Genomic DNA, 25693 nt, shown 5'->3' with positions numbered 1-25693 from the left:
GAGACCCGCTGGACGGGGACTCGCTCGACGGGGATCCGCTGCACCTCCTCACCGGAGATGTGGACCACACCGCCCACATCGATCCGCTGCGCGCCCTGCGCGCCCCGGACGACCCGGAGTGCGACGTCTACCTCACCGGCACGGTCTTCCTCGACATCATCTTCACCGGGCTGGACAGCGCCCCGGTGCGCGGCACCGAGTCCTGGGCGCGCGGCATGGGGTCCAGCCCCGGCGGGATCGCCAACATGGCCACCGCGCTGGCCCGGCTCGGGCTGCGCACCTCGCTCTCCGCCGCCTTCGGCGACGACCACTACGGCGAGTACTGCTGGGACGCGCTCGCCCAGGGCGAGGGCATCGACCTCTCCCGGTCGCGTACGGTGTCCGGCTGGCACTCGCCCGTCACCGTCTCCATGGCGTACGAGGGCGAGCGGACCATGGTGTCGCACGGCCACGAGGCGCCGCCGCCCGAGGGCGCCCTGCCCGAATGCCCGCCCCGCGCGCGTGCCGCCGTCGCCGCGCTGACGCCCGGCCGCCGCGACGAGTGGATCGCCGCCTCGGCGCGGCACGGCACCCGGATCTTCGCGGATGTCGGCTGGGACGACACCGGCCGCTGGGACCTGGCGGGGCTGGCCGATCTGGAGCACTGCGAGGCCTTCCTGCCCAACGCGGAGGAGGCCATGCGCTACACCCGCACGGAGTGCCCCAGGGCCGCCGCCCGGCTGCTCGCGGAGCGCGTGCCGGTCGCCGTCGTCACCCTGGGCTCGGAGGGCGCGTACGCGGTGGACGGGGCCACCGGCGAGACCGCCGAGGTGCCGGCGATCGCCGTGGAGGCCCTCGACCCGACGGGCGCGGGCGATGTCTTCGTCGCCGGATTCGTCACCGGCACGCTGGCCGGCTGGCCGCTCGCGGACCGGCTGGCCTTCGCCGGGCTGACCGCCGCGCTCTCCGTCCAGGAGTTCGGCGGCTCGCTCTCCGCGCCCGGCTGGACGGAGATCGCGGCCTGGTGGAGCCATGTACGCGGAGTATCCGACCAGGATCCGGCGGCCCTGCGCCGCTACGGCTTCCTGCCGGAGCTGCTGCCCGCGCCGACCCGGCCGTGGCCGCTGCGCCGGGCCGTGCCGACGATCGGCTTCGGCCGCTCGGCCTGAGCGGCGGGTCCCGTCTCCCCGTCGTCTCCCGGAGTCTCCCAGTCGTCTCCCCGTCGTCTGCCGCCGTCTCCCGCCGCCGTACTTCGCCCACGGCGCAAGGAAAAACACTGGGGCGTTGTCAGTGCGGAGTCGTAGGCTGGTAGCTCAGAGGTTGTCGAGCAGCGAGAACCCTGCAACGGGAGGTATGTGCAGGCCACAGCGCCGGCCCATGACTCAGACACCTACAGTCCAGACCCCCGCCCCCGACCCGGCCCCCGCCTCCGCACAGGCCCGGTTCACCGTCCCCGCCAAGCACCCCATGGTCATGATCCTCGGATCGGGGGACGCGCTGCTCCGCGTGGTCGAGAAGGCGTTCCCGGCGGTGGACATCCACGTCAGGGGAAACGAGATCAGCGCGTCGGGCAGCGCCGCCGAGGTCGCGCTCGTACAGCGCCTGTTCGACGAGATGATGCTGGTGCTCCGCACCGGTCAGCCGATGACGGAGGACGCAGTGGAACGTTCCATCGCCATGCTCAGGGCGAGCGAGAACGGCGGTGCGGACGGTCCCGAGACCCCCGCCGACGTCCTCACGCAGAACATCCTGTCCAGCCGGGGCCGCACGATCCGCCCCAAGACGCTCAACCAGAAGCGGTACGTCGACGCGATCGACAAGCACACGATCGTCTTCGGCATCGGCCCCGCCGGTACGGGCAAGACCTATCTGGCCATGGCCAAGGCGGTCCAGGCGCTCCAGTCCAAGCAGGTCAGCCGGATCATCCTGACCCGGCCCGCCGTCGAGGCCGGCGAGCGGCTCGGCTTCCTGCCCGGCACGCTCTACGAGAAGATCGACCCGTATCTGCGCCCGCTCTACGACGCCCTGCACGACATGCTCGACCCCGACTCGATCCCGCGCCTGATGGCGGCGGGCACGATCGAGGTGGCCCCGCTGGCCTATATGCGCGGCAGGACGCTCAATGATGCTTTCATCATCCTGGATGAGGCGCAGAACACCAGCACGGAACAGATGAAGATGTTCCTGACGCGCCTCGGCTTCGACTCGAAGATCGTCATCACCGGCGACGTCACCCAGGTCGACCTCCCCGGCGGCACCAAGAGCGGGCTGCGCCAGGTCCAGGACATCCTGGACGGCGTCGACGACGTGCACTTCTCCCGGCTCACGTCGCAGGATGTCGTACGGCACAAGCTCGTCGGCCGTATCGTCGACGCGTACGAGAAGTACGACAACGAAAACGGGAAGTAGAGCCAGAGCGCACCATGTCGATCGACGTCAACAACGAGTCAGGTACCGAGGTCGACGAGCAGGCGATCCTCGACATCGCCCGCTACGCGCTCACCCGGATGCGTATCCACCCGCTCTCCGAGCTGTCGGTGATCGTGGTGGACGAGGCGGCCATGGAGCAGCTGCACATCCAGTGGATGGATCTGCCGGGCCCCACGGATGTCATGTCCTTCCCGATGGACGAGCTGCGCCCGCCGGTCAAGGACGACGAGGAGCCCCCGCAGGGGCTCCTCGGTGACATCGTGCTCTGCCCGGAGGTCGCCAAGCGGCAGGGCGAGGAGGCCCCGACGCAGCACTCGATGGACGAGGAACTGCAACTCCTCACCGTGCACGGCGTGCTGCACCTCCTCGGGTACGACCACGAAGTCCCGGACGAGAAGGCCGAGATGTTCGGCCTCCAGGCCGCGATCGTCGACGGCTGGCGGGCGGAGCACGGGCTCACCGGTCCGTCCCCCGCGCCCACGGTCTCGTGACCGCGCAGCTGATCGTCGGCGCCGTCGCCCTGGTGGTCGTCGCCTGGCTGGCGGCGTCCGCCGAGGCGGGCCTCGCCCGGGTCTCCAGCTTCCGGGCCGCCGAGGCCGTGCGCTCCGGGCGCCGGGGCGCGGCGAAGCTCGCCCAGGTCGCCGCCGACCCGACGCGCTACCTCAACGTGGCGCTGCTCGTACGGGTCGCCTGCGAGATGGCGGCCGGAGTGCTCGTCACCTACGTCTGCCTGGAGGAGTTCGGGGAGACCTGGGCGGCGCTCCTCGTCGCCATCTGCGTGATGGTCCTCGTCTCGTATGTCGCGGTGGGCGTCTCGCCGCGCACCATCGGCCGCCAGCACCCGCTGAACACGGCCACGGCGTCCGCGTACGTACTGCTGCCGCTGGCCAGGGTGATGGGCCCGGTCCCGCAGCTGCTGATCCTCCTCGGCAACGCGCTCACGCCGGGAAAGGGCTTCCGCAAGGGCCCGTTCGCCAGCGAGGCCGAACTGCGCGCGATGGTCGACCTCGCCGAGTCGGAGTCGCTCATCGAGGACGAGGAGCGCCGGATGGTGCACTCCGTCTTCGAGTTGGGCGACACGCTCGTGCGGGAAGTGATGGTGCCGCGCACGGACCTGGTCTCCATCGAGCGCTCCAAGACGATCCGTCAGGCGCTCACGCTCGCACTGCGCTCCGGCTTCTCCCGGATCCCGGTCACCGGGGAGAACGAGGACGACATCGTCGGCATCGTCTACCTCAAGGACCTCGCCAGGAAGACCCATATCAACCGGGACTCCGAAGCCGATCTGGTCTCCACCGCGATGCGGCCCGCCGCCTTCGTCCCCGACACGAAGAACGCGGGCGACCTGCTGCGCGAGATGCAGCAGGACCGCAGCCATGTCGCCGTCGTCATCGACGAGTACGGCGGCACGGCCGGCATCGTCACCATCGAGGACATCCTGGAGGAGATCGTCGGCGAGATCACCGACGAGTACGACCGCGAACTGCCGCCCGTCGAGGAGCTGGGCGACGGCTCGTACCGGGTCACGGCCCGGCTGGACATCGGCGACCTTGGGGAGCTGTTCGGGCTCGACGAGTACGACGACGAGGATGTCGAGACGGTCGGCGGGCTGCTCGCCAAGGCGCTGGGCCGGGTCCCGATCGCCGGGGCCAGCGCCCAGGTCGAGCTGCCCGACGGACGCACGCTGCGGCTGACGGCCGAGTCCCCGGCGGGCCGCCGCAACAAGATCGTCACGGTGCTGGCCGAACCGGTACGGGAGGAGGCGCCCGCCCCGTGACGGCGAACGACTCCCTGACGGCGCCCCGGATCGTCGCGTACTGCCTCGGGCTGAACGGAACGTCCGAGGACACCCCGTTCCCGCGCAACCCGGAGCTCACGGTCTTCAAGGTCGGCGGCAAGATCTTCGCGTTCTGCGCGCTCGGCGAACTGCCGCTGAAGATCTCCCTCAAGTGCGACCCGGACGACGCGCTCCGGCTCCGCGAGGCGCATCCGGCGGTCGTCCCCGGCTGGCACCTCAACAAACGCCACTGGAACACGGTGACGGTCGGCGAACTGCCGGCGCGGATGGTGCGCGAGCTGATCGAGGACTCGTACGACCTGGTGGTGGCGGGCCTGCCGAAGGCGGAACGCCTCCGGCTCGACCGGCCCTGACGGCACGGGGGCCGCGCGCCGGTCCGGCCCTGACGGCACGCGGGGGCCGTGCGCCGCTTCGGCCGTACGGGCCGAGGTCCGACGCGGCCGGTCGAGGCGGACCCGTCGGACCACGCACGGACCTCAGACCGTACGGGCGAACCGGCCACGCAGCCCGCAGCCCGGAGTTCGCCCGGCTCTGGGAGCGGCGGGACGTCCGGCCGGCCGGGCCGGTCTGCAAGGAGCTGGTGCATCCGGTCGTCGGCGCGCTGCATCTGGAGTCCACGCAGCTGCGGATCCCCGGCCCGGCCCGGCCTCACCGTCGTCCTGCACAACGCGCTGCCCGAGGCGGACACGGCGGCGAAGCTGATCCGGCCGGCGTCGCCGGAGGGCCGGCGCGGCTCGATGTACCCGGTCGCCGGCTGACGAACCCTCAGTCCCTCCGGACCCTCTGCGGGGCCGCCGCGCGGGCTGCCTATGCTCGGCACATGACGCAGAGCACCGACCCCGGCCTCGACCCCGAGGACCGCAAGATCATCACCCTCGCGCGCAGCGCCCGCGCCCGCAACGGCGTCCCGGAGGGGGCGGCCGTACGGGACGACACCGGGCGTACGTATGTCGCCGGCACCGTCGAGCTGCCCTCCCTCCGGCTCAGCGCGCTGCGCACCGCGGTCGCCATGGCCGTGGCCAGCGGCGCCACCTCGCTGGAGGCCGCGGCGGTCGTCACGGCCGCGGGAGCGGTGCCGGACGAGGACCTGGCCGCCGTACGCGACCTGGGAGGCCCCGGCACGCCCGTCCTGGTGGCGGGCCCGGACGGCACACCGACGCGCACGGTGACGGCGGGCTGACGCCGCACCCCCGGTGACGGGTGACCGGTGACGGGTTCCCGGGGCCGCCGGAGGGCTGCCCCGGGCGGCTCCGGCGGGGCACCTGGTAGGCGGCGGGTGAACGATCGGGGAGAATGGGCGCCATGAGCGCTCGTACCTCGTCTCCCGAGACTTCTCCCGAGACAGCCGAAACCCCCCACCGGGCCGGTTTCGCCTGCTTCGTCGGTCGCCCCAACGCGGGCAAGTCCACCCTCACGAACGCTCTGGTCGGCCAGAAGGTGGCCATCACCTCGAACCGGCCGCAGACCACCCGGCACACCGTCCGCGGCATCGTGCACCGTCCCGAGGCGCAGCTGATCCTGGTCGACACCCCGGGCCTCCACAAGCCGCGCACGCTGCTCGGCGAGCGGCTGAACGATGTCGTACGCACGACATGGGCCGAGGTCGACGTGATCGGCTTCTGTCTGCCCGCGAACGAGAAGCTCGGCCCCGGCGACCGGTTCATCATCAAGGAACTGGCCGCGATCAGGAAGACGCCCAAGGTCGCCGTCGTCACCAAGACGGACCTGGTCGACTCCAAGACCCTGGCGGAACAGCTCATCGCGATCGACCAGATCGGCCGGGAGCTCGGCATGGAGTGGGCGGAGATCGTGCCCGTCTCCGCGGTCGGCGACCAGCAGGTCGGCCTGCTCGCGGACCTCCTGGTCCCGCTGCTCCCGCAGAGCCCGCCGCTCTACCCGGAGGGCGACCTCACGGACGAGCCGGAGCAGGTCATGGTGGCCGAGCTGATCCGCGAGGCGGCGCTGGAGGGCGTACGGGACGAGCTGCCGCACTCGATCGCGGTCGTGGTCGAGGAGATGATCCCGCGCGAGGACCGCCCGGCGGACAGGCCGCTCCTGGACATCCACGCGAACGTCTACATCGAACGCCCCAGCCAGAAGGGCATCATCATCGGCCCCAAGGGCAAGCGCCTCAAGGAGGTCGGGACGAAGTCCCGCAAGCACATCGAGGCGCTCCTGGGCACACCGGTCTTCCTCGACCTGCATGTCAAGGTCGCGAAGGACTGGCAGCGCGACCCCAAGCAGCTGCGCAAGCTGGGCTTCTGAGCGAACCCCGGTCCGACGGCCGGAGGCCGGCGCAGCTGCGCGAAGCCGGTGAGGCCCCCTGGGGCCGAGGCTCGCGAGTGCGGCGGTGGGGGAGGGGTCCCGAGCAGCTGCGCAAGCTGGGCTTCTGAGCGAACCCCGGTCCGACGGCCGGAGGCCGGCGCAGCTGCGCGAAGCCGGTGAGGCTCCCTGGGGCCGAGGCTCGCGAGTGCGGCGGTGGGGGAGGGGCCCCGAGCAGCTGCGCAAGCTGGGCTTCTGAGCGAACCCGGTCCGGGGTCCCCGGACCGGCGGACGGAGGCCGGGGGCCCACAGCCCCCAGCTCCGTTACGCGCCCTCTTTGAGGACCCGCGAGATCAGTGCGCGCTGTGCGTCCGTCAGGCCGGGGTCCGCGCAGTGGAACGTGTGGTCGTCGATCGTGATCCGGTAGCTGAAGCCGTCCGGCACACCCCGTGGCGCGGTGTCCTGACCGCCGGTCATGGCGTGCTCGGCCAGCTCCCGCCAGGTCTCGGCATCGGGCAGGCCCGTGGTGTCCACCTCGGACCTGCGCTCGATGCCCGCGAAGCCGCCCGTACGCCGTACTTGGATACGCATGGTCCTGTTCTAGTACGTGGAGGGCGGTGACGGCTATTCCACGGCCACCCCGACCTGGGACCACGCCTTGGTCACGGCCTCCAGCTCCGCCGCGTCGCCGTAGCGCGCCCGCGCCGCCGCGACGGTCAGCCGCGCGAATTCGTTGAAGTCCGCGTCGACCGCCAGCTCGCCGCCGGTCAGCACGTCGTACCAGACCTGGCCCGCCCGCTCCCACGCCTTGCCGCCCAGCCGGGTGGCGAACAGATAGAACGCGTGGTTCGGAATGCCGGAGTTGATGTGGACCCCGCCGTTGTCCCGGCTCGTCCGGACGTAGTTCTCCATGGTCGCCGGCTGCGGGTCCTTGCCGAGGGCCGGGTCGTCGTACGCCGTGCCCGGGGCCTTCATGGAGCGCAGCGCGACCCCGTTGACGCCGGGGGCCAGCAGGCCCTCGCCGATCAGCCAGTCGGCCTGGTCGGCGGTCTGGTCCAGGATGCGCTGCTTGACCAGCACGCCGAAGACGTCCGACACCGACTCGTTGAGCGCGCCGGGCTGGCCGAAGTAGGCCAGGTTGGCGGTGTACTGGGTGAGGCCGTGGGCCAGCTCGTGGCCGATCACGTCGACCGGGATGGTGAAGTCGAGGAAGATCTGGCCGTCCCCGTCGCCGAACACCATCTGGTCGCCGTCCCAGAAGGCGTTGTTGTAGTCGCGGCTGTAGTGGACGCTGGCGTTCAGCGGCAGCCCGGCACCGTCCAGCGAGTCGCGTCCGTACGCGCTCAGCAGCAGCTCGAACGTGGCGCCGAGCCCGGCGTACGCGCGGTTGACGGTGGCGTCCTGGCCGGGCGGGGAGCCCTCGCCGCGTACCTTCTTGCCCGGCAGCGAGGTCCGGTGGCCGCAGTCGTAAATGGTGCGGTGGGGCTCGCCGGAGGCGGCGGGCGTGCCGTCCTCCGCGGGGGCGTCCGGCGCGCGCGTGCCGATGACCGTGGTCAGCCGGCGGCGGGTGCGCTGGGCGGAGTCCGCCTCCAGGGTCCGGCGGGCGGGCCCGGAGACCGCGGGGTCCTCGGCCTGCGCCAGCTTGTCGAGGACATGAGGCGGCACAATGGTGCAGAAAACGGGAGCGATGTCGGTGTCGGTGGCGGGAGCGAGGGTGGCGTCCATACGGCCCAATGTGGCACTCCGTGGAGCCCGTGTCACCCATTGCGACCAAGGTTGCTGAAATGGAGTGATCTCGCGCCGTTCGGCGATTAAAACGTGACTCTCCGTGCGGGGCGCGCGTGAGTCGTTCGCGGTTCCGCCCGCCGGTCCCGCATGCTGATACGGAACCGCGCGGACGGCGTGCCTCCGCTAGGCTGCGGAACATCATGCGTATCGGGCTGCTTCTCCTTAGCTGCCGCGGCGAGGGCCTGTAGTCGTAGGCCGACCCCCTCCCCGCGGAGTCTGGCGTTGCGGTGAACACGTCCCGTCGGCCGTCCCAGCGGACACACGAGGAGCCCTGCGCAATGTCTGACACTTCTTCCGTCGGTCGCCCCACGCCCATCACCAGCGCGACCCACACCCAGCGGCCGTCCGGGATGCCGATCCACAAATACGGCTCCTACGAGGCCGTCGCCATCCCCGACCGCACCTGGCCCGAGCAGCGGATCACCGCCGCTCCCCGCTGGCTCTCCACCGATCTGCGCGACGGCAACCAGGCGCTGATCGACCCCATGTCGCCCGCCCGCAAGCGCGAGATGTTCGACCTGCTGGTCCGCATGGGCTACAAGGAGATCGAGGTCGGCTTCCCGGCCTCCGGCGAGACCGACTTCGCGTTCGTACGGTCGATCATCGAAGAGGGCGCCATCCCGGAGGACGTGACGATCTCCGTCCTCACCCAGGCGCGCGAAGAGCTGATCGAGCGCACGGTCGAGGCCCTGCGCGGCGCCCACCGCGCGACCGTGCACCTCTACAACGCCACCGCCCCCACCTTCCGCCGCGTTGTCTTCCGCGGCACGAAGGAGCAGGTCAAGCAGATCGCCGTGGACGGTACCCGGCTGGTGATGGAGTACGCGGAGAAGATCCTCGGCCCCGAGACGGTCTTCGGCTACCAGTACAGCCCGGAGATCTTCACCGACACCGAGCTGGACTTCGCCCTGGAGGTCTGCGAGGCCGTCATGGACGTCTGGCAGCCGGAGGCCGGCCGCGAGATCATCCTCAATCTGCCCGCCACCGTGGAGCGCTCCACCCCGTCCACGCACGCGGACCGCTTCGAGTGGATGTCGCGGAACCTGTCGCGGCGCGAGCACGTCTGCCTCTCCGTCCACCCGCACAACGACCGCGGCACGGCCGTCGCCGCCGCCGAACTGGCGCTGATGGCCGGCGCCGACCGCGTCGAGGGCTGCCTGTTCGGCCAGGGCGAGCGCACCGGCAACGTCGACCTGGTGACGCTGGGCATGAACCTCTTCTCGCAGGGTGTCGACCCGCAGATCGACTTCTCGCAGATCGACGAGATCCGCCGTACCAGCGAGTACTGCAACCAGATGGAGATCCACCCGCGCCACCCCTACGCGGGCGATCTGGTCTACACGTCCTTCTCCGGCTCCCACCAGGACGCCATCAAGAAGGGCTTCGACGCCCGCGAGGCCGACGCCGCCGCGCAGGGCAAGTCCCTCGACGAGATCGAGTGGGCCGTACCGTACCTGCCGATCGACCCGAAGGACGTCGGCCGCTCCTACGAGGCGGTCATCCGCGTCAACTCGCAGTCCGGCAAGGGCGGTATCGCGTACGTCCTGAAGAACGACCACAAGCTGGACCTGCCGCGCCGCATGCAGATCGAGTTCTCCCGGATCATTCAGGCCAAGACCGACGCCGAGGGCGGCGAGGTCACGCCCGGCCAGATCTGGTCGGTCTTCCAGGACGAGTACCTGCCCAACCCGGACAACGCCTGGGGCCGGATCCAGCTCCGCTCCGGCCAGACCACGACCGACACGGACGGCCGGGACACGCTGACCGTACAGGCCGTGGTGGACGGTACGGAGACCACGCTCACCGGCACCGGCAACGGTCCGATTTCGGCCTTCTTCGAGGCGCTGGCCACTGTCGGGATCGACGCCCGGCTGCTGGACTACCAGGAGCACACGATGAGCGAGGGCGCGAGCGCGCAGGCCGCCTCGTACATCGAATGCGCCATCGACGGCAAGGTTCTGTGGGGCATCGGAATCGACGCGAACACCACGCGTGCCTCGCTCAAGGCAGTCATCTCCGCGGTCAACCGCGCGACCCGCTGACCTCGGTCGACCCTCCGCGTCTCCGGCTTCGCCTCAGGAACCCCGTCCGCCACACCGGTGGGCGGGGTTCGGCCATGTCGTGGCGATCTCACGCCGCGGTGCTGACGCCACCTCCAAGATGTGGCTAACATCACGTCAACGCGGCAATGATGCCGGAGCGTTACGGAGGTGCGCGACGTGCTGCCAACCCAACGACCGAGCGGCTGGAAACAGCGCGTCTGCGGCACCCGGACGTCGTGGAGCACCGTCGGCGACGGAGAGTTCTTCTGCCCCGACTGCGGGGGCGACCGCAACTACCGCCGCCGCACCGGCCGTCGCCGCTTCACCGTGCTCGGAATCCCGCTGCTCTCGCGCGGGGTCGCAGGGCCGGTGGTCGAATGCGCGGCCTGCCACGCCCACTTCGGCATGGACGTCCTCGACCACCCCACCACCATCCGCTTCTCCGCGATGCTCCGCGACGCCGTCCACACCGTCGCCCTCGCCGTCCTCGCGGCCGGCGGCACCTCGTCCCGTACGGTCAGGGAGACCGCCGTGCTGACCGTGCGCGCGGCCGGATTCGAGGACTGTACGGAGGACCGGCTGACGGACCTCGTCGACGCGCTCGCGGCGGACACCGGCCGCTTCCTCGCCGAACCGGGCCCGTGCGGCGCGGCGCTCGCCATCGAGCTGCACGAGGCACTGGAGCCGCTGGCGCCCCATCTGGCCCCGGCGGGCCGGGAGTCGATCCTGCTCCAGGGCGCGAGGATCGCACTGGCCGACGGCGCGTACAGCCCGCCGGAGCGCGAAGTGCTGTCCACGGTCGGCGGCGCGCTCCAACTGCGCGCGGCCGACACGGAGCGGCTGCTGCTGGCGGCGTCGGGGACGCCGTCCTGAGAGCGGGGGCGGGGCGGTGTGGTCCTCGCAGACCTCCGGGCCGCTCTCCGGGGTGGGTGCGGTGACGGAGCCGTCGGCCGCTACGCGGTAGCCGGCCGCGCTCGCGTCGGCCAGGACGTGGTTCAGCCGCTCCTGGTGGGCCAGGGTCATGTCCAGAACGCGCCGGTGCCGCCGATCGGCATCGCCGCCATGCCGTTGCCGTCGCTCTCCGCGTGCTGTCCGTCACGTACCGCCGTGACCGTGGCGAGAGAGCCGGGCACCGCCTCGCCGTGCGCGTGCGGGACAATGAAGTCCATGAGTCTGTTCCGGGACGACGGCGTTGTGCTGCGCACCCAGAAGCTCGGTGAGGCCGACCGCATCATCACGCTTCTGACCCGCGGCCATGGCCGCGTCCGCGCCGTCGCCCGGGGGGTGCGGCGGACGAAGTCGAAGTTCGGGGCACGGCTGGAGCCGTTCTCGCATGTCGATGTGCAGTTCTTCGCACGCGGGAGTGAACTCGTGGGACGCGGGCTGCCGCTCTGCACCCAGAGCGAGACCATCGCTCCGTACGGTGGCGGCATCGTGACCGACTACGCCCGCTACACCGCGGGCACCGCCATGCTGGAGACCGCCGAGCGGTTCACGGATCATGAGGGCGAGCCGGCCGTGCAGCAGTATCTGCTGCTCGTCGGCGGGCTGCGCACGCTCGCCCGGGGGGAGCACGCGCCCCATCTGATCCTGGACGCCTTCCTGCTCCGCTCACTCGCGGTCAACGGGTACGCGCCGAGCTTCGACGACTGCGCGAAGTGCGGGCTGGCGGGCCCCAATCGCTTCTTCTCCGTGGCGGCGGGCGGCGTCGTGTGCGGCGACTGCCGGGTGCCCGGGAGCGTCGTACCCTCTGCTGAGGCCGTCGGACTGCTCAGCGCGCTGCTGACCGGTGACTGGGGGACGGCCGACGCGTGCGAGGCGCGGCATGTCAGGGAGGGCAGCGGGCTGGTGTCCGCCTATCTGCACTGGCACTTGGAGCGCGGTCTGCGCTCGCTCAGATATGTGGAGAAGAGTTAGGCCGGGACTCGGGCGATCCGTTGGTGGGTCCCGTCCGGCTGTGACGAAAGAGGAGACGAGAGCGCATGGCACGACGCGGAATCCTGGGGCGTTCCCGCCGCGAGTACAAGACGCCGGAGCCGCACCCCTCCGGTGCCGTTCCGCCCAAGATCCAGAGCGAGCTGGTGCCCAAGCACGTGGCCGTCGTCATGGACGGGAACGGCCGCTGGGCCAAGGAGCGTGGTCTGCCGCGTACGGAGGGGCACAAGGTCGGCGAGGGCGTCGTCCTCGATGTGCTCAAGGGCTGTCTGGAGATGGGCGTCAAGAACCTGTCCCTGTACGCCTTCTCCACCGAGAACTGGAAGCGGACGCCCGACGAGGTGCGCTTCCTGATGAACTTCAACCGCGATGTCATCCGCCGTCGCCGTGACGAGATGGACGAGCTGGGGATCCGGATCCGCTGGGTCGGCCGGATGCCCAAGATGTGGAAGTCGGTCGTCCAGGAGCTCCAGGTCGCACAGGAGCAGACCAAGGACAACGACGCCATGACGCTCTACTTCTGCGTCAACTACGGCGGCCGTGCGGAGATCGCCGACGCGGCGCAGGCGCTCGCGCGGGACGTGGCCGCGGGGAAGCTGGACCCGGCGAAGGTCAACGAGAAGACCTTCGCCAAGTACCTGTACTACCCGGACATGCCGGACGTCGATGTCTTCCTGCGCCCCAGCGGCGAGCAGCGCACATCCAACTACCTGATCTGGCAGAGCAGTTACGCGGAGATGGTCTTCCAGGACGTGCTGTGGCCGGACTTCGACCGGCGCGATCTGTGGCGGGCCTGCCTGGAGTTCGCCTCCCGGGACCGGCGGTTCGGCGGCGCGCTGCCCAACCAGGACTCCCTGGTGGACATCCAGGAGCAGGACGAGATGGCGGGCGAGGGGCGGGGCTGAGCGGCGTATCCGCGTCGCGTGGAGAGGAGAGGTCCCGGCGTCTGACGTCCGGGACCGCTCCTGCTGACCGCAGGTTGTAGCCGCGGGTCAGTTCTTCGCGGATCTCTTCGCGTTCTCGGCGCACGCCGCGCACTCCGCGCACGTGCCGAAGATCTCCACCGTGTGGGCCACCGCCACATAGCCGTGCTGCGCCGCGATCGTCTCGGCCCACTGTTCCACCGCGGGCCCCTCCACCTCGACGGCCTTGCCGCAGACCCGGCAGACCAGATGGTGATGGTGGTCGCCGGTGGAGCAGCGCCGGTAGACCGACTCGCCGTCGTTCGTCCGCAGTACGTCGACCTCACCCGCGTCGGCGAGGGACTGGAGGGTGCGGTAGACCGTGGTCAGACCGACCGAGTCACCGCGGTGCTTGAGCATGTCGTGAAGCTCCTGCGCACTGCGGAACTCGTCCACCTCGTCGAGCGCCGCCGCCACCGCGGCACGCTGGCGGGTCGATCGGCCGCGTACGGGGGCCGCGCTTGATCCACTGCTGGGCGCAGTCGTCACAGGTGCCTCCTTGCCTCTGCCCGTCGTATCCGTCGGGCGTTACCCGCTTACGTCGGGCCATTCTGCCAGCGCTCGCGCTCAGACCGTTACCTCGTCCACCTCGTCCGAGGGGCGTCGCGCGGCCGGTACGTCCATGGTCGCTCCGTCCGCGGCCCCGGCCGCCGCCTCCGAGGCGCGCAGTGCGCGGGCGCGGCGTCCGGCCACCGGCGCGGCGAGCGCGGTCAGCAGGACGAAGACGCCGATCGCGATCAGTACGATCGTCGCTCCGGGCGGTACGTCCTGGTAGTACGAGGTGACCGTGCCGGCCAGCGTCACGCCCGTACCGATCACGACCGCGAGCACGAACGTCACCGCGAACGACCGTGTGATCTGCTGCGCCGCCGCCACCGGCACCACCATCAGCGCGCTGACCAGCAGCAGGCCCACCACCCGCATGGCGACCGTCACCGTCACCGCCGCCGTCACGGCGATCAGCAGGTTCAGGGTCCGCACCGGCAGTCCGGTGACCCGGGCGAACTCCTCGTCCTGGCTGATCGCGAAGAGCTGCCGCCGCAGTCCGACCGTCACCAGCATCACGAAGGCGGCGAGCAGCGAGATCGCGGTCACGTCGGACGGTGAGACCGTCGACAGGGAGCCGAAGAGATACGTGCTGAGGTTGGCGTTGGAGCCGTTCGGCGCGAGGTTGATCAGCAGGACGCCGCCCGCCATGCCGCCGTAGAAGAGCATCGCCAGCGCGATGTCGCCGCGCGCGCGGCCGTACGCCCTGATCAGCTCCATGGTGATGGCGCCGGCCACCGAGACCAGCGTGGCCATCCATATCGGGCTCCAGGACAGCAGGAAGCCGAGGCCGACCCCGGTCATCGCGACATGGCCGATGCCGTCGCCCATCAGGGCCTGGCGGCGCTGGACGAGGTAGATGCCGACGGCGGGGGCGGTGATGCCGACCAGGACGGCGGCGATCAGCGCCCGCTGCATGAACGCGGTCTCGAGGATTTCCATGGTCAGGTCAGCTCAGCTCAGCAGTCCGGTACGGAGCGGCACGCCGGCCGCATGGGGATGGACGTGGTCGTGGCCGGGCAGGGCGTGCTGGCCGACGGCCTTCGGCGGCGGCCCGTCGTGGGTCACGCAGCCGTCGCGCAGCACCACCGCGCGGTCGATCAGCGGCTCCAGCGGGCCGAGTTCGTGCAGGACGAGCAGGACGGTCGTACCGGCCGCCACCTGCTCGCGCAGGGTCGCCGCGAGGATCTCCTGGCTGGCCAGGTCGACGCCCGCCATCGGCTCGTCCATGATCAGCAGCTCGGGTTCGGCGGCGAGCGCCCTGGCTATGAGCACGCGCTGGTGCTGGCCGCCGGAGAGGGCGTCCACGGAGTCCTTGGCGCGGTCGGCGAGCCCCACCAGCTCGATGGCCCGCTGGACGGCGGCGCGGTCGGCCCGGGAGGGCCACCTCAGCCCCGTACGGGAGAGCCGGCCGGACGAGACGACCTCGCGGATCGTCGCGGGCACTCCGCCCGCCGCCGTGGTGCGCTGCGGTACGTAGCCGACGCGGGCCCAGTCGCGGAAGCGGCGCAGCGGGGTGCCGAACAGCGAGATCTCGCCGCTGGTGAGGGCCACCTGGCCGATCACCGAGCGGACGGCGGTGGACTTGCCGGAGCCGTTGGCGCCGAGCAGCGCGACGACCTCGCCGCGGCGCACGGTGAGGTCGATACCGCGCAGCACCGGGCGCGCGCCGAGGGTGGCGGTGGCGCCGCGCAGCGCGATGACGGGGGCGGGCTGCTCGGCGCGGTCCCGGTCCGTGTCCGGAGCCGCCGTCGCGTCGGGCAGTGCTTCCGACGGTTGCGCTGTCGTCGCCCGGTCGTGTTCGCTCTTCGCCGTCGCCATGCCGGGCGCCTCCGATGCCGCTGCTGTCAGCTGGTTCACTTCGCGCCGAGCGCCTTCCGCAGTGCGGCGAGGTTCGAACGCATGACTTCGAGGTAGTCAGCGCCCTTCGACTTGTCCGTAATTCCCTCCAGCGGGTCCAGGACGTCGGTCTTGAGTCCGGAGTCCCCGGCGAGGGTCTTGGCGGTCTTGTCGCTCGCGAGTGTCTCGAAGAATACGGTGCTGACCTTCTCGCGCTTCGCGATGGTCTCCAGCTCCTTGACCCGGGCGGGGCTCGGCTCCGACTCGGGGTCGATCCCGGCGATGGCCTCCTGCTCCAGGCCGTAGCGCTCGGCGAGGTAGCCGAAGGCGGCGTGGGTGGTGATGAAGGTCTTGGTGGCGGTGTGCGCGAGCCCGTCCTTGAACGCGGTGTTCAGGCCGTCGAGCTTGGTGACCAGGGTGCCGGTGTTCTTCTTGTACGCGGCGGCGTGGTCCGGGTCGGCCTTCTCCAGGGCGGCGCCGACGCCCTTGGCGACCTCGGCGAACTTCACCGGGTCCAGCCAGATGTGCGGGTCGTTGCCGTCGGCGGAGGCTTCCTCGTCCTCGGCCTTGTGGGTCTCGTCGTCGGCGTGGTCGTCCGCGTCGTCGTGGGAGTGGCCGCCGGCTTCCGTGCCGTGCTTCTCCATCGTGGTCAGGGTGGTCGCGTCGACGGTGTTCTTCACACCGGACTGGGCGATGGCCTTGTCCACGGCGGGCTGGATGCCCTTGAGGTAGAGGATGACGTCGGCCTCGCCGAGCTGGGCGGCCTGCCGGGGCTTCAGCTCCAGGTCGTGCGGTTCGACACCGGGCTTGGTGAGGGTGGTGACGGAGACATGGTCGCCGCCTATCTCCTGGGCCAGGAACTGCATGGGGTAGAACGACGCGGTGACCGCGAGCTTGCCGCCGCTCTTCTTGCCGGCGGCCTCGGAGGAGGAGCAGGCGGACAGGGCCACCATGCCGAGCGCGACAGCTCCGGCGATGGTGGCGGTGGGTATCAGGCGTCGTACGTTCATGACAGTCATTTTCAACAAAAGTGGAAACGATTGTCAACAACGGGTCGGTAATGGCTCACGGACGGGGTGGGATGTCCGATACCCAGCACCGATTTGATCGAAGGGGTGCGCCCGCCGCTAATCTGAGTCATTCGCCGTTCGTCGTCGTCGTAATGAAGAGAGCACCGTGGCCGCCGACAAGATCGACAGCATCGTCAACCTGAGCAAGCGCCGTGGCTTCGTCTACCCGTGCAGTGAGATCTACGGGGGCCAGCGCGCCGCCTGGGACTACGGGCCGCTCGGAGTCGAGCTGAAGGAAAACCTCAAGCGTCAGTGGTGGCGTTACATGGTCACCTCGCGTGAGGACGTTGTCGGTCTCGACTCGTCGGTGATCCTCGCCACCGAGGTCTGGGAAGCGTCGGGCCACGTCGCGACCTTCACCGACCCGCTGACCGAGTGCACCTCCTGTCACAAGCGGTTCCGCGCGGACCACCTGGAAGAGGCGTACGAGGCGAAGCACGGCAAGGCCCCCGAGAACGGCCTCACCGATCTCAACTGCCCCAACTGTGGCAACAAGGGCACCTTTACCGCACCCAAGCAGTTCTCCGGCCTGCTCTCCACGCACCTCGGCCCGACGCAGGACTCCGGTTCCGTCGCGTATCTGCGTCCCGAGACCGCGCAGGGTATTTTCACCAACTTCGCCCAGGTGCAGCAGACCTCGCGCAAGAAGCCGCCGTTCGGTATCGCGCAGATGGGCAAGTCCTTCCGGAACGAGATCACTCCGGGCAACTTCATCTTCCGGACCCGCGAGTTCGAGCAGATGGAGATGGAGTTCTTCGTCAAGCCGGGCGAGGACGAGCAGTGGCAGGAATACTGGATGGAGCAGCGCTGGAACTGGTACCGCGACCTGGGCCTCCGTGAGGAGAACATGCGCTGGTACGACCACCCGGCCGAGAAGCTCTCGCACTACTCCAAGCGCACCGCCGACATCGAGTACCGCTTCCAGTTCGGCGGCAGCGAGTGGGGCGAGCTGGAGGGTGTGGCCAACCGCACGGACTACGACCTCTCCGCGCACTCCAAGGCGTCGGGCCACGACCTGACGTACTTCGACCAGGAGGCCGGCGAGCGCTGGACCCCGTACGTCATCGAGCCCGCCGCCGGTGTCGGCCGCGCGATGCTCGCCTTCCTCCTCGACGCGTACAACGAGGACGAGGCGCCCAACGCCAAGGGCGTGCTGGAGAAGCGCACGGTGCTCCGCCTCGACCCGCGCCTCGCGCCGGTCAAGGTGGCCGTCCTGCCGCTCTCCCGCAACCCGCAGCTCTCGCCGAAGGCGAAGGGGCTCGCGACGGACCTGCGGCGCAACTGGAACATCGAGTTCGACGACGCGGGCGCCATCGGCCGCCGCTACCGCCGCCAGGACGAGATCGGCACGCCGTTCTGCGTCACCGTCGACTTCGACACCCTCGACGACAACGCGGTGACCGTGCGCGAGCGCGACACGATGAAGCAGGAGCGTGTCTCGCTGGACCAGATCCAGAGCTACCTGGGCGGCCGTCTCATCGGCTGCTGACACACGGCGCACGAGCCGCGGCCCCCGATTCCCGCACCGGAACCGGGGGCCGCGGCTCTTCCGCGTCCGTACGGGGGCGGCCGGTGCCGCCGGTGCCGCCGGTGCCGCCGGTGCCGCCGGTGCCGCCGGTGCGGCGGTCGCGCGCCTCAACTCCCTTCCGGGACCGGAGCCGTTGATGTTGTCCGTACGGCACACTGGGCGCTGGCCTACGAGGGAGACACGGATCATGCCGTCCACGACCACCAGCAAGGTCACCCGATGGGACCAGCACGGGCGCGAGCACGTCGTACGCGTCCAGAAGGCCGGTGTGCAGCGGTCGTTGGTCTGCGACACCTGCGGCTGGCGCAAGGGGGCGCAGTTCCTGCCCTGGCTCAAGGCGGAGGAGCATCTCACCGGGGCTCACCAGGCGACGGTGGACCCCACGGCCGACAGGTCCTGAGCGAGGCCGGTCCTGAGCGCGGCCGGCGGCCTCGGCCGGCCGGTGGTCAGGCCCGCAGGCCGCGCAGCAGCAGGGCGGCCACGGCGTCGAACTCCGCGTCGACCGTGGGCTTCTGCCACTCCGGGGCGTATGCCGGGTCATGGAAGCGGGCCGTCGCGGCGAACACGGCCCCGGCCGCCGCCGCGGGGTCCGGCGCCGTGAACTCGCCCGCCCGTACGCCCTCTTCGATGATCCGGGTGAGCTGCTCCGTCAGCTCCGTCAGATGCGCGTCGATCACTTCGCTGCTCTCCTGGGCGAGTACGGAGAACGTGGCGAACAGCTCCGGGTCGCCCCCCGCCTTGTGCCGCTTGGACTCGAACAGCGTCAGCAGCCACTGCCGAAGCTTCTCCGCCCCCGGCTCCCGCTCGTTGTCGCTGATGACCCGGGCGAGAGCTATTTCCGTGCGGCTCAGCCACCGCTTGGTGACCGCCTCGCGCAGGGCCGACTTCGTACGGAAGTGCCGGTAGACACTGCCGTGGCTGACACCGAGCACCCGCGCCACATCGACGACCGTCGCCTTCGCGGGCCCGTAGCGCCGCAGCACCTCCTCCGTGGCTTCGAGGATGCGTTCGGCGGTCAGGGGCTCGGTGCTCATGAGGCCAGCCCTTTCATTGCTCGTACGGCGGCGGTGGCGGGCGGTGCCGTCCGTGTGAGGGATATGACGGATGACGGTACCTGTCAGTCCGACCCGGCCGCGCCGCCCGTCACCCGCCGCCGCGCACCCGTCACCGCTCGCTGTCCAGCATCGCCATCTGGGCGCTCGGGTAGCGGTCGCCCGCGGCCGCGTCGGCGGGGACGGCGCGCTCGATGGCGGCGAGATCGCCGTCGTCCAGCGTGACGTCCAGGGCGCCGAGGGCCTCGGTCAGCCGCTTTCGGCTGCGGGCGCCGACGAGGGGCACGATGTCCTCGCCCCGGGACAGCACCCAGGCGATGGCGATCTGCGCGACCGTCACGCCCTTCTGCTCGGCGATCTTGCGCAGCGACTCGACCAGGGTGAGGTTGTGCTGGAGGTTCTCCCCCTGGAAGCGCGGGCTGATCGCCCGGAAGTCGTCGGAGGCCAGCTTCTGGTCGCGGGTGAAGTGCCCGCCGATGAGTCCGCGCGAGAGCACCCCGTAGGCGGTGACGCCGATGCCCAGCTCGCGGAGCGTCGGCAGGATGTCGGTCTCGATCCCGCGCGAGATCAGGGCGTACTCCATCTGGAGGTCGGAGATCGGGGCTGTGGCGGCGGCCCGGCGAATGGTCTCCGCGCCGACCTCCGAGAGCCCGATGTGCCGCACGTGTCCTGCTTGGACCAGCTCCGCGACGGCGCCGACCGTCTCCTCGATCGGCACGTCCGGGTCGAGCCGCGCGGGACGGTAGATGTCGATGTAGTCCGTGCCCAGCCGCTGGAGGGAGTACGCGGCGAAGTTCTTCACCGCGGCGGGTCGGCCGTCGAACCCGCCCCAGCCGTCGTCCGGGTCGCGCAGGGCGCCGAACTTGACGCTGATGACGGCCCGTTCGCGGGCCGCGGGGCCGGCCGTACGCAGGGCCTCATTGATCAGCAGCTCGTTGTGGCCCATGCCGTAGAAGTCGCCGGTGTCGAGCAGGGTGATGCCCGCGTCGAGCGCCGCGTGGATCGTGGCGACGGATTCGCCGCGCTCGTCACCGCTCCCGTACACCCCGGACATGCCCATACAGCCGAGGCCGAGTGCGGCGGTTCGCGGGCCCGTGGCGCCGAGCGCGCGGGTGGGGACGGGGGAGGAGGAAGGGGAAGAGGAGGAAGGGGAAGGGGAGGTGGTGCCGGTGTGGGCGTCGCTGGTCATGGCGGGATGCCTCCGTACGGATCGCGAGGGATCGAAGAGTGACAACATCAACGATGACATGTTGAGTGACAGATTTCAATATCTGTCATCACCTATTTGTCGGCTCGCTTAAAACGCGTGCGTCCCTGGTCCCGGCCGGTGGTAGCGTCAGTGGCATGTTCTTGCAGATCTACGAGTGAGAGCGCGGCGGCGACAGCCCGCCCCCCACCGACGAATCCGCAGATCACTTCTCATCACATCGGGAGAACCCCGTGGCAAAGAGCCGCAACAACCTTCTCGGCGTTGGCGGACAGCGCACCAAGCCGGCCCGTACGGACCCGCAGTCGAGCGGGCCCGCCCGGGACGCCAACCGCAAGGCCGCCGCCGACCAGAAGCAGGAGCTGCTGCGCAAGATGCGCGAGCGCGCCGCAGGCAAGGGCGGCGAGGCCCAGGACGGCCAGGACGGCCCGCAGGCCGCCGCCCAGAGCTGACGCGCACGGCGAGACCAGCGCACGGAGCGTACGAAGCACACTCAGCGCACGGAGCGTACGGAGCAAGCGAGGGGCCCGGATCACTTGGTGATCCGGGCCCCTCGGCGTCCCCGTCTCCGTCCCGTCGGCCGCCTCAGCCGATCGCGCGCGGCAGCCGCAGACTCAGCAGTCCCGTCAGAACCACCAGCCCCAGCTGCACCAGCAGCGTGATCGCCAGCGCGTCCCCCATCCCCATCGACGTGCTCAGGCTCAGAAAGAGCGACCCGAGCGTCGCCACCCCGAGCGCCAGCGCCGACTGCTGCGTCGTCACCATCACGCCACCGCCCACCCCCGCCCGTTCTGCCGGGATGTCGGAGAGCACGATCCGGACGATGACCGGAAGCTGGAACCCCTGGCCGAGACCGGCCAGCGCGACGCCCGGCAGCAGATCCAGCACCGTGAGCGCGGGCCAGTCGCTCCGTACGGCGAGTATCAGCAGGACGACCCCGGCGGCCTGGATCACCGCACCCGCCGTCACCAGCAGGCTGCCGTACCGCCGGATCAGCCGGGGGCCGGCCAGTGAGGCGCCGAAGAACGCCACGGCCATCGGCACCAGCGCCAGTCCCGCCGTGATCGCCCCCATCCGCAGACCCTGCTGAAGCGCGACGGCGATCATGAACATGAATCCGCCGAAACCGATCCCGAACGGTACGAGAAGCGCCAGCCCCCGGCGCAGTGTGATCAGCGCGAACAGGCTCGGCGGCACCAGCGGCGTCCGCCCCTCCCGGTCGGCCCGCCGCTCCACGCGCAGAAAGGCGTACGCGGCCACCGGGAAGGCCGCCAGCGACACCCATGTCCACGCGGGCCACCCGGCCGCCCTGCCCTCCGTCAGCGGCGCCAGCAGCGTCACCAGCGCGACGGCCAGCAGCACGGTCCCCGGTACGTCGATGGGCGCGGGCCGCTGCGAACGGGTCTCCGGCACCGAACGGACCGCCAGGAACAGCCCGATCAGCGCGACCGGCACATTCACCAGGAAGATCGCACGCCAGCCGCTCCCCGCGATGTCCGCCGCGACGAGCACCCCGCCCAGGATCTGGCCCGCCACCATCGCGAGCCCGGCCGTCGCGCCGTACAGACTCAGCGCCTTCGCCCGGCGCGGCCCCGCGGTCGCGGACTGGATGGTGGCCAGTACCTGCGGCAGCATCAGCGCCGCCGCGCCGCCCTGCGCGACCCGGGCGCCGACCAGCGCCCAGGCCGTCGGCGCGAGTCCGCAGGCCAGCGAGGTCACCCCGAAGGCCGCCATGCCGACGAGGAAGAGCCGCCGTCGGCCGAACATGTCCCCGAGCCGCCCGCCGAGCACGAGCAGCACGGCATAGGTAAGTCCATATCCGGCCACCACCAGCTCCAGCAGGGCCGGCCCCGCCGCCAGATCGCGGTCGATGGTCGGCAGGGCGACATTGACGATGAAGAAGTCGATCAGGGGCAGTGCCGCACCGAGCAGCACGGTGAAGAGGCCGAGCGCTCCGAGCACGGATCCGTGGTCGTGGATGACGGGCGGTCCGGCGGTGGGGGTGGCGTCGGTGATGGATGTTTTCCGGAGAGACGCGGTTTTTCTGCTCACCCCATCGACGATCGCGCGTTCCTGAGCCTGGTACCAGAGTCTCTTTATCCTGGTAGTAAAGCTACCCGGCATGTGGATAAGCCGTGGAGATCCACCCAGGAGCCCCCGCACATCCCGTTCCTGTGCTGGATGTCCGTTGTTCACCCGGGCGTGCGCGCCGCTCTGCCGCCCTCCGTGAGGGTCAGGTCGGCCGGTGATGGGAATCGGCCAAAAATCTGCCGGACGCCGGAGCGTGTCCGGGAGGGGGGCTGAACCATGCACGACCCACGCTTTCTTTTTGTCTCCAGACCCGGCACCGGTCCGGGGGCTGGATCCGGACCGGTGTCCATGGACGACGATCTCGCGGCGCCCGTGGTGTGGCGCCTGGTCGGAGGCAACAACCGCGGTCTCGGGCAGGGCGGCAGCGGCCAGTCCGATCTCGCCGCCTGCCGCGCCGCCGTGAAGGAACTGAGCGCGGCCGTATCGCTGAGCCGGCCGGTCGTCGGCCCGTCGGAGCTGTCCGGGCTCTGGGTCTGGCGGCTGGAGTTCGACGGGCGCAGCATCGCCGTCTCCGTACGGTCCTATCTGCGGCAGCGCGAGTGCCGGTACAGCCTGGTGAACTTCCTCGACGCCGTTCCCCGGGCCCGGCTGACGACGGGGCTGGTCGCCATGCCGGTCCGGCGTGAGCCACGTCTGACGGGTGCTCAGCAGCCGGGCGCGGGGGCACGATGAGCGCCGTAACCGTGCCGGAGGCGCCGCGTGTGCCGGAGGCGCCCCGTACCCCTCACGCGCCCGACGCGCCCGATGTGCCCCGGACGCTCAAGCGGTCCGCAGGGCTGCCCGACCGGCTCTTCCGGGGCGTCGCCCGGGGCAGCGGCGCGGTGGTGCTGGTCATCATGCTGCTGGTCGGTACGTTTCTGGGCTACCGGGCCTGGGAAGCGCTGCGGGTGGCGAAGTGGTCCTTCCTCACCACCTCCGCCTGGGAGCCCGAGTCCCACCGGTTCGGCATCGCGGCCGTCCTCACCGGGACGGTGCTGATCGGACTCGTCGCCATCGCCATCGCCGTTCCGCTGGCCATGGGCACGGCGCTGTACATCTCCGAGTACGCGCCGCGCTCGGTCCGGCGGACCATGATCACCGTCGTCGACCTGATGGCCGCCGTACCCAGCGTGGTCTACGGCCTCTGGGGGGCGTTCTACCTCCAGTCGCACATCGTCGGGCTGTCGCGCTGGCTCGCCACGTACCTCTCCTGGATCCCGTTCCTCAAGGTGCGCGGCGCGGATCCCGGCGATCCGCTCGCCACCACGACCGTCTACACCTCCTCGACCTTCATCGCCGGGATCGTGGTGGCGCTCATGGTCACGCCGATCGCCTGCTCGGTCATGCGCGAGACGTTCTCCCAGGCGCCGGCCGGTGAGCGGGAGGGGGCGTACGCGCTCGGGTCGACCCGGTGGGGCGTGATCCGTACCGTCGTCCTGCCGTTCGGCCGGGGCGGTGCCATCGGCGGCACGATGCTGGGCCTGGGCCGCGCGCTGGGCGAGACCATCGCCGTCTACATGATCATTTCGCCGTCGTTCGTGATCCAGCCGCGCATTCTGGAGAACGGCACCAACTCCGTCTCCTCGCTGATCGCCCTGCGCTACGGATCCGCCAGCGACTTCGGCATGTCCGCGCTGATGGCGGCCGGACTCGCGCTCTTCCTGATGACCCTGGTCGTCAACTTCATCGCCTCCTCCATCGTGGCCCGCAGCCGTTCCGGCGCCGGGGCGGATGCCTGAGATGAACCGGACCGCTCCTGTGCTTCCCGCCGCCCTTCCACCGGCCCTCCCCGCCGCTGCTCCCGCCACCGAGTCCGCCACCGAGTCCGCTAACGAGTCCGTCACCGCGTCCGCCACCGCGTCCGCCACCGCGTCCGCCACCGTCCGGCCGGGACCGCCGGACGACGGAGGCGCCCCCGAGGTCCGCCGCGCCGTCTCCGGGGCGCGCGCCACCGATGTCCGCGCGCTGATCGGCGCGCTGGCCGGGGCGCTCGGGCTGACCACCGTGCTCTTCACCCGGATCGCCCCGTTCGACGCGCCGCTCGGCTTCGTCGTCGTCGCCTTCCTGAGCTTCGCCGGTCTGTACGCCGTGCTGGTCTCCTTCGCCGAGAACGGCATGGCCGTACGGGACCGGGTGGCGGCGGTGATCATCCACAGCCTGGCCGTGCTCGTCGTCTGCGCGCTGGTCTTCGTCGTCGCGCACACCCTGTGGAAGGGCCGGACGGCGCTGCCGCACTGGAACTTCTTCACCGAGGACATGTCGCTCACCGGGCCCGTCCAGCCGCTGACCAGCGGCGGCATGCTGCACGCCATCGCCGGAACCGTCGAGCAGATGTCCATCGCCCTCGTCATCACGGTGCCGCTCGGGCTGGCCTGCGCGGTCTTCCTCAACGAGGTGCCGGGCGGCTACGCGCGGTTCGTACGGACCATCGTGGAGGCGATGACCGCGCTCCCGTCGATCGTCTCCGGTCTGTTCATCTACGCCACCGTCATCCTCATCCTCGGCATGGACAAGTCCGGGTTCGCGGCGTCGCTGGCCCTCGCGGTCATGATGCTGCCGATCATCATCCGCGCGTCCGACGTGGTGATCAGGCTGGTGCCGGGGTCGCTGCGCGAGGCGTCCTTCGCGCTCGGCGCCAGCCAGTGGCGCACCGTATGGACGGTCACGCTGCCCACCGCGCGCTCCGGACTGACGACCGCAGTCATCCTCGGTACGGCGCGGGGGATCGGGGAGACCTCCCCGGTGCTGCTGACCGCCGGATTCACCGCGGACATGAACCTCAACCCGCTGAGCGGGCCCCAGGTCTCGCTGCCGCTCGCCACCTTCGAGCTGGTGCGCTCACCGCAACCCAGCTTCATCGCGCGGGGGTTCGGCGCAGCCGCGCTGCTCATGGGGCTGGTGCTGCTGCTGTTCGTCCTGGCCAGGATCATCGGCGGGCGGGCGCCGGGGGAGCTGACGAAGAGCCAGACGCACCGCAGGGTGCTGGCCTCGCGCCAGGACGCGGAGCGGATGAGCGCGCGGAACGGGACTGCCGCCGGCCGCCCGTCCGCGGCCGTATCCCCATCCCCATCCCCAGCGACTCCCGCGTCCGCGCCCCCATCGGCGCCCTCGGACCAGTAAGCACGCAGGTCTCTCTCCCGCACGCACTCGCACGCACTCGCACGCCCCCGCACTCGCTTCCGCTC

General features: G+C 70.7%; 27 protein-coding genes and 1 pseudogene. 18 read left to right on the top strand and 10 right to left on the bottom strand.

Features of this window, described 5'->3' with window-relative positions:
• Positions 1–38: 38 nt before the first annotated feature.
• The 8 genes and pseudogenes from AB0389_RS10310 to era all read left to right on the top strand — a co-directional run bounded on the left by AB0389_RS10310 (position 39) and on the right by era (position 6472).
• Positions 39–1148: a PfkB family carbohydrate kinase gene (locus AB0389_RS10310; RefSeq protein ID WP_366394928.1), complete on the top strand. Its 1110-nt coding sequence runs from the start codon at positions 39–41 to the stop codon at positions 1146–1148.
• Between the two features lie 208 nt (positions 1149–1356).
• A complete protein-coding gene (locus AB0389_RS10305; protein ID WP_366394897.1) occupies positions 1357–2388 on the top strand; it encodes a PhoH family protein in 1032 nt (343 codons plus the stop codon).
• 14 nt (positions 2389–2402) lie between these two features.
• Complete coding sequence (ybeY, locus tag AB0389_RS10300; protein ID WP_366394896.1) at positions 2403–2900, top strand: rRNA maturation RNase YbeY; 498 nt, start codon at positions 2403–2405, stop codon at positions 2898–2900.
• Positions 2897–4186: a hemolysin family protein gene (locus tag AB0389_RS10295; protein WP_366394895.1), complete on the top strand. Its 1290-nt coding sequence runs from the start codon at positions 2897–2899 to the stop codon at positions 4184–4186. The genes ybeY and AB0389_RS10295 overlap by 4 nt, the downstream gene beginning before the upstream one ends.
• A 14-nt stretch (positions 4187–4200) precedes the next feature.
• A complete protein-coding gene (locus AB0389_RS10290; RefSeq protein WP_366394927.1) occupies positions 4201–4560 on the top strand; it encodes an MmcQ/YjbR family DNA-binding protein in 360 nt (119 codons plus the stop codon).
• A pseudogene (locus AB0389_RS10285) lies at positions 4557–4787 on the top strand (hypothetical protein); the annotation flags it as partial. The gene AB0389_RS10290 and the pseudogene AB0389_RS10285, both read left to right, overlap by 4 nt.
• Before the next feature lie 240 nt (positions 4788–5027).
• Positions 5028–5387 carry a cytidine deaminase gene (locus AB0389_RS10280; protein ID WP_366394926.1) on the top strand — a complete coding sequence of 120 codons (360 nt, stop codon included), beginning with the start codon at positions 5028–5030 and terminating at the stop codon, positions 5385–5387.
• A 113-nt stretch (positions 5388–5500) separates the two neighbouring features.
• Positions 5501–6472 (top strand): GTPase Era, encoded by a 972-nt coding sequence (gene era / locus AB0389_RS10275; protein ID WP_366394894.1) that lies wholly within the window; start codon positions 5501–5503, stop codon positions 6470–6472.
• A gap of 321 nt (positions 6473–6793) precedes the next feature.
• On the opposite strand, the gene AB0389_RS10270 is transcribed toward era, so the two are convergent.
• Together AB0389_RS10270 and AB0389_RS10265 are read right to left on the bottom strand one after the other, a co-directional pair.
• Positions 6794–7060: a protealysin inhibitor emfourin gene (locus tag AB0389_RS10270; protein ID WP_366394893.1), complete on the bottom strand. Its 267-nt coding sequence runs from the start codon at positions 7058–7060 to the stop codon at positions 6794–6796.
• A gap of 33 nt (positions 7061–7093) precedes the next feature.
• A complete protein-coding gene (locus AB0389_RS10265; RefSeq protein ID WP_366394892.1) occupies positions 7094–8194 on the bottom strand; it encodes a M4 family metallopeptidase in 1101 nt (366 codons plus the stop codon).
• Positions 8195–8535: 341 nt separating this feature from the next.
• On the opposite strand from AB0389_RS10265, the gene leuA reads away from it, so the two are divergent.
• Positions 8536–10299 (top strand): 2-isopropylmalate synthase, encoded by a 1764-nt coding sequence (gene leuA, locus AB0389_RS10260; protein WP_366394891.1) that lies wholly within the window; start codon positions 8536–8538, stop codon positions 10297–10299.
• A gap of 177 nt (positions 10300–10476) precedes the next feature.
• On the top strand, positions 10477–11172 hold the full coding sequence (locus tag AB0389_RS10255; protein WP_366394890.1) for a TerB family tellurite resistance protein: 696 nt from the start codon (positions 10477–10479) through the stop codon (positions 11170–11172).
• 146 nt (positions 11173–11318) lie between these two features.
• Here the strand turns inward: AB0389_RS10255 and AB0389_RS10250 are convergent, their stop codons facing one another.
• Positions 11319–11468: a hypothetical protein gene (locus AB0389_RS10250; RefSeq protein ID WP_366394889.1), complete on the bottom strand. Its 150-nt coding sequence runs from the start codon at positions 11466–11468 to the stop codon at positions 11319–11321.
• On the opposite strand from AB0389_RS10250, the gene recO reads away from it, so the two are divergent.
• Entirely contained in the window at positions 11467–12216 is a 750-nt protein-coding gene (gene recO, locus AB0389_RS10245; protein WP_366394888.1) for a DNA repair protein RecO, read from the top strand. The two genes, AB0389_RS10250 and recO, sit on opposite strands and share 2 nt — an antisense overlap.
• A 65-nt stretch (positions 12217–12281) precedes the next feature.
• Entirely contained in the window at positions 12282–13139 is an 858-nt protein-coding gene (locus tag AB0389_RS10240) for an isoprenyl transferase (RefSeq protein ID WP_366394887.1), read from the top strand.
• Positions 13140–13226: 87 nt separating this feature from the next.
• Here AB0389_RS10240 and AB0389_RS10235 read toward each other — a convergent pair whose 3' ends face one another.
• The 4 genes from AB0389_RS10235 to AB0389_RS10220 all read right to left on the bottom strand — a co-directional run bounded on the left by AB0389_RS10235 (position 13227) and on the right by AB0389_RS10220 (position 16591).
• Entirely contained in the window at positions 13227–13685 is a 459-nt protein-coding gene (locus tag AB0389_RS10235; protein ID WP_366394886.1) for a transcriptional repressor, read from the bottom strand.
• 78 nt (positions 13686–13763) lie between these two features.
• Positions 13764–14684, bottom strand: a complete 921-nt coding sequence (locus tag AB0389_RS10230) for a metal ABC transporter permease (protein ID WP_366394885.1) — start codon at positions 14682–14684, stop codon at positions 13764–13766.
• A 12-nt stretch (positions 14685–14696) separates the two neighbouring features.
• Positions 14697–15602 (bottom strand): metal ABC transporter ATP-binding protein, encoded by a 906-nt coding sequence (locus tag AB0389_RS10225; protein ID WP_366394884.1) that lies wholly within the window; start codon positions 15600–15602, stop codon positions 14697–14699.
• The gene (locus AB0389_RS10220) at positions 15599–16591 is read right to left on the bottom strand and encodes a metal ABC transporter substrate-binding protein (RefSeq protein WP_366394883.1); all 993 of its coding nucleotides are present in this window, start codon (positions 16589–16591) and stop codon (positions 15599–15601) included. Before AB0389_RS10220 ends, AB0389_RS10225 begins: the two co-directional genes overlap by 4 nt.
• Positions 16592–16757: 166 nt before the next feature.
• On the opposite strand from AB0389_RS10220, the gene AB0389_RS10215 reads away from it, so the two are divergent.
• Both AB0389_RS10215 and AB0389_RS10210 read left to right on the top strand, forming a co-directional pair.
• Complete coding sequence (locus AB0389_RS10215) at positions 16758–18140, top strand: glycine--tRNA ligase (protein ID WP_114659123.1); 1383 nt, start codon at positions 16758–16760, stop codon at positions 18138–18140.
• A 226-nt stretch (positions 18141–18366) separates the two neighbouring features.
• Complete coding sequence (locus tag AB0389_RS10210; RefSeq protein WP_366394882.1) at positions 18367–18579, top strand: hypothetical protein; 213 nt, start codon at positions 18367–18369, stop codon at positions 18577–18579.
• A 46-nt stretch (positions 18580–18625) separates the two neighbouring features.
• On the opposite strand, the gene AB0389_RS10205 is transcribed toward AB0389_RS10210, so the two are convergent.
• Both AB0389_RS10205 and AB0389_RS10200 read right to left on the bottom strand, forming a co-directional pair.
• A complete protein-coding gene (locus AB0389_RS10205) occupies positions 18626–19213 on the bottom strand; it encodes a TetR family transcriptional regulator (protein ID WP_366394881.1) in 588 nt (195 codons plus the stop codon).
• Between the two features lie 130 nt (positions 19214–19343).
• Positions 19344–20420: an aldo/keto reductase gene (locus tag AB0389_RS10200; RefSeq protein ID WP_366394880.1), complete on the bottom strand. Its 1077-nt coding sequence runs from the start codon at positions 20418–20420 to the stop codon at positions 19344–19346.
• A gap of 251 nt (positions 20421–20671) precedes the next feature.
• Between AB0389_RS10200 and AB0389_RS10195 the strand changes: the two genes are divergently transcribed.
• Positions 20672–20890 (top strand): DUF6243 family protein, encoded by a 219-nt coding sequence (locus AB0389_RS10195; protein ID WP_366394879.1) that lies wholly within the window; start codon positions 20672–20674, stop codon positions 20888–20890.
• Between the two features lie 133 nt (positions 20891–21023).
• Here the strand turns inward: AB0389_RS10195 and AB0389_RS10190 are convergent, their stop codons facing one another.
• Positions 21024–22562, bottom strand: coding sequence for an MFS transporter (locus AB0389_RS10190; RefSeq protein ID WP_366394878.1), 1539 nt, complete (start codon positions 22560–22562; stop codon positions 21024–21026).
• 255 nt (positions 22563–22817) lie between these two features.
• Between AB0389_RS10190 and AB0389_RS10185 the strand changes: the two genes are divergently transcribed.
• From AB0389_RS10185 to pstA, 3 genes are read left to right on the top strand one after another with little or no spacing between them, the layout of a single operon-like run.
• A complete protein-coding gene (locus tag AB0389_RS10185; protein ID WP_366394877.1) occupies positions 22818–23201 on the top strand; it encodes a hypothetical protein in 384 nt (127 codons plus the stop codon).
• On the top strand, positions 23198–24247 hold the full coding sequence (gene pstC, locus AB0389_RS10180) for a phosphate ABC transporter permease subunit PstC (RefSeq protein ID WP_366394876.1): 1050 nt from the start codon (positions 23198–23200) through the stop codon (positions 24245–24247). The genes AB0389_RS10185 and pstC overlap by 4 nt, the downstream gene beginning before the upstream one ends.
• 1 nt (position 24248) lies before the next feature.
• Entirely contained in the window at positions 24249–25628 is a 1380-nt protein-coding gene (pstA, locus tag AB0389_RS10175; RefSeq protein ID WP_366394875.1) for a phosphate ABC transporter permease PstA, read from the top strand.
• Positions 25629–25693: the final 65 nt, after the last annotated feature.

This window comes from Streptomyces sp. NPDC093109 (genome assembly GCF_040701725.1).
In the GTDB taxonomy this organism is placed as follows: Bacteria; Actinomycetota; Actinomycetes; order Streptomycetales; family Streptomycetaceae; genus Streptomyces.
Note: the sequence above shows the minus strand (reverse complement) of the source record. Positions and strands in the feature narration are given on the sequence as shown.

Coding starts and splice junctions, on each gene's coding strand:
- AB0389_RS10305 (WP_366394897.1), top strand. CDS start 1,357: ATGACTCAGACACCTACAGTCCAGACCCCCGCCCCCGACCCGGCCCCC.
- ybeY (WP_366394896.1), top strand. CDS start 2,403: ATGTCGATCGACGTCAACAACGAGTCAGGTACCGAGGTCGACGAGCAG.
- AB0389_RS10280 (WP_366394926.1), top strand. CDS start 5,028: ATGACGCAGAGCACCGACCCCGGCCTCGACCCCGAGGACCGCAAGATC.
- era (WP_366394894.1), top strand. CDS start 5,501: ATGGGCGCCATGAGCGCTCGTACCTCGTCTCCCGAGACTTCTCCCGAG.
- AB0389_RS10270 (WP_366394893.1), bottom strand. CDS start 7,060: ATGCGTATCCAAGTACGGCGTACGGGCGGCTTCGCGGGCATCGAGCGC.
- AB0389_RS10265 (WP_366394892.1), bottom strand. CDS start 8,194: ATGGACGCCACCCTCGCTCCCGCCACCGACACCGACATCGCTCCCGTT.
- leuA (WP_366394891.1), top strand. CDS start 8,536: ATGTCTGACACTTCTTCCGTCGGTCGCCCCACGCCCATCACCAGCGCG.
- recO (WP_366394888.1), top strand. CDS start 11,467: ATGAGTCTGTTCCGGGACGACGGCGTTGTGCTGCGCACCCAGAAGCTC.
- AB0389_RS10250 (WP_366394889.1), bottom strand. CDS start 11,468: ATGGACTTCATTGTCCCGCACGCGCACGGCGAGGCGGTGCCCGGCTCT.
- AB0389_RS10240 (WP_366394887.1), top strand. CDS start 12,282: ATGGCACGACGCGGAATCCTGGGGCGTTCCCGCCGCGAGTACAAGACG.
- AB0389_RS10230 (WP_366394885.1), bottom strand. CDS start 14,684: ATGGAAATCCTCGAGACCGCGTTCATGCAGCGGGCGCTGATCGCCGCC.
- AB0389_RS10220 (WP_366394883.1), bottom strand. CDS start 16,591: ATGAACGTACGACGCCTGATACCCACCGCCACCATCGCCGGAGCTGTC.
- AB0389_RS10210 (WP_366394882.1), top strand. CDS start 18,367: ATGCCGTCCACGACCACCAGCAAGGTCACCCGATGGGACCAGCACGGG.
- AB0389_RS10205 (WP_366394881.1), bottom strand. CDS start 19,213: ATGAGCACCGAGCCCCTGACCGCCGAACGCATCCTCGAAGCCACGGAG.
- AB0389_RS10200 (WP_366394880.1), bottom strand. CDS start 20,420: ATGACCAGCGACGCCCACACCGGCACCACCTCCCCTTCCCCTTCCTCC.
- AB0389_RS10190 (WP_366394878.1), bottom strand. CDS start 22,562: ATGCCGGGTAGCTTTACTACCAGGATAAAGAGACTCTGGTACCAGGCT.
- AB0389_RS10185 (WP_366394877.1), top strand. CDS start 22,818: ATGGACGACGATCTCGCGGCGCCCGTGGTGTGGCGCCTGGTCGGAGGC.
- pstC (WP_366394876.1), top strand. CDS start 23,198: ATGAGCGCCGTAACCGTGCCGGAGGCGCCGCGTGTGCCGGAGGCGCCC.
- pstA (WP_366394875.1), top strand. CDS start 24,249: ATGAACCGGACCGCTCCTGTGCTTCCCGCCGCCCTTCCACCGGCCCTC.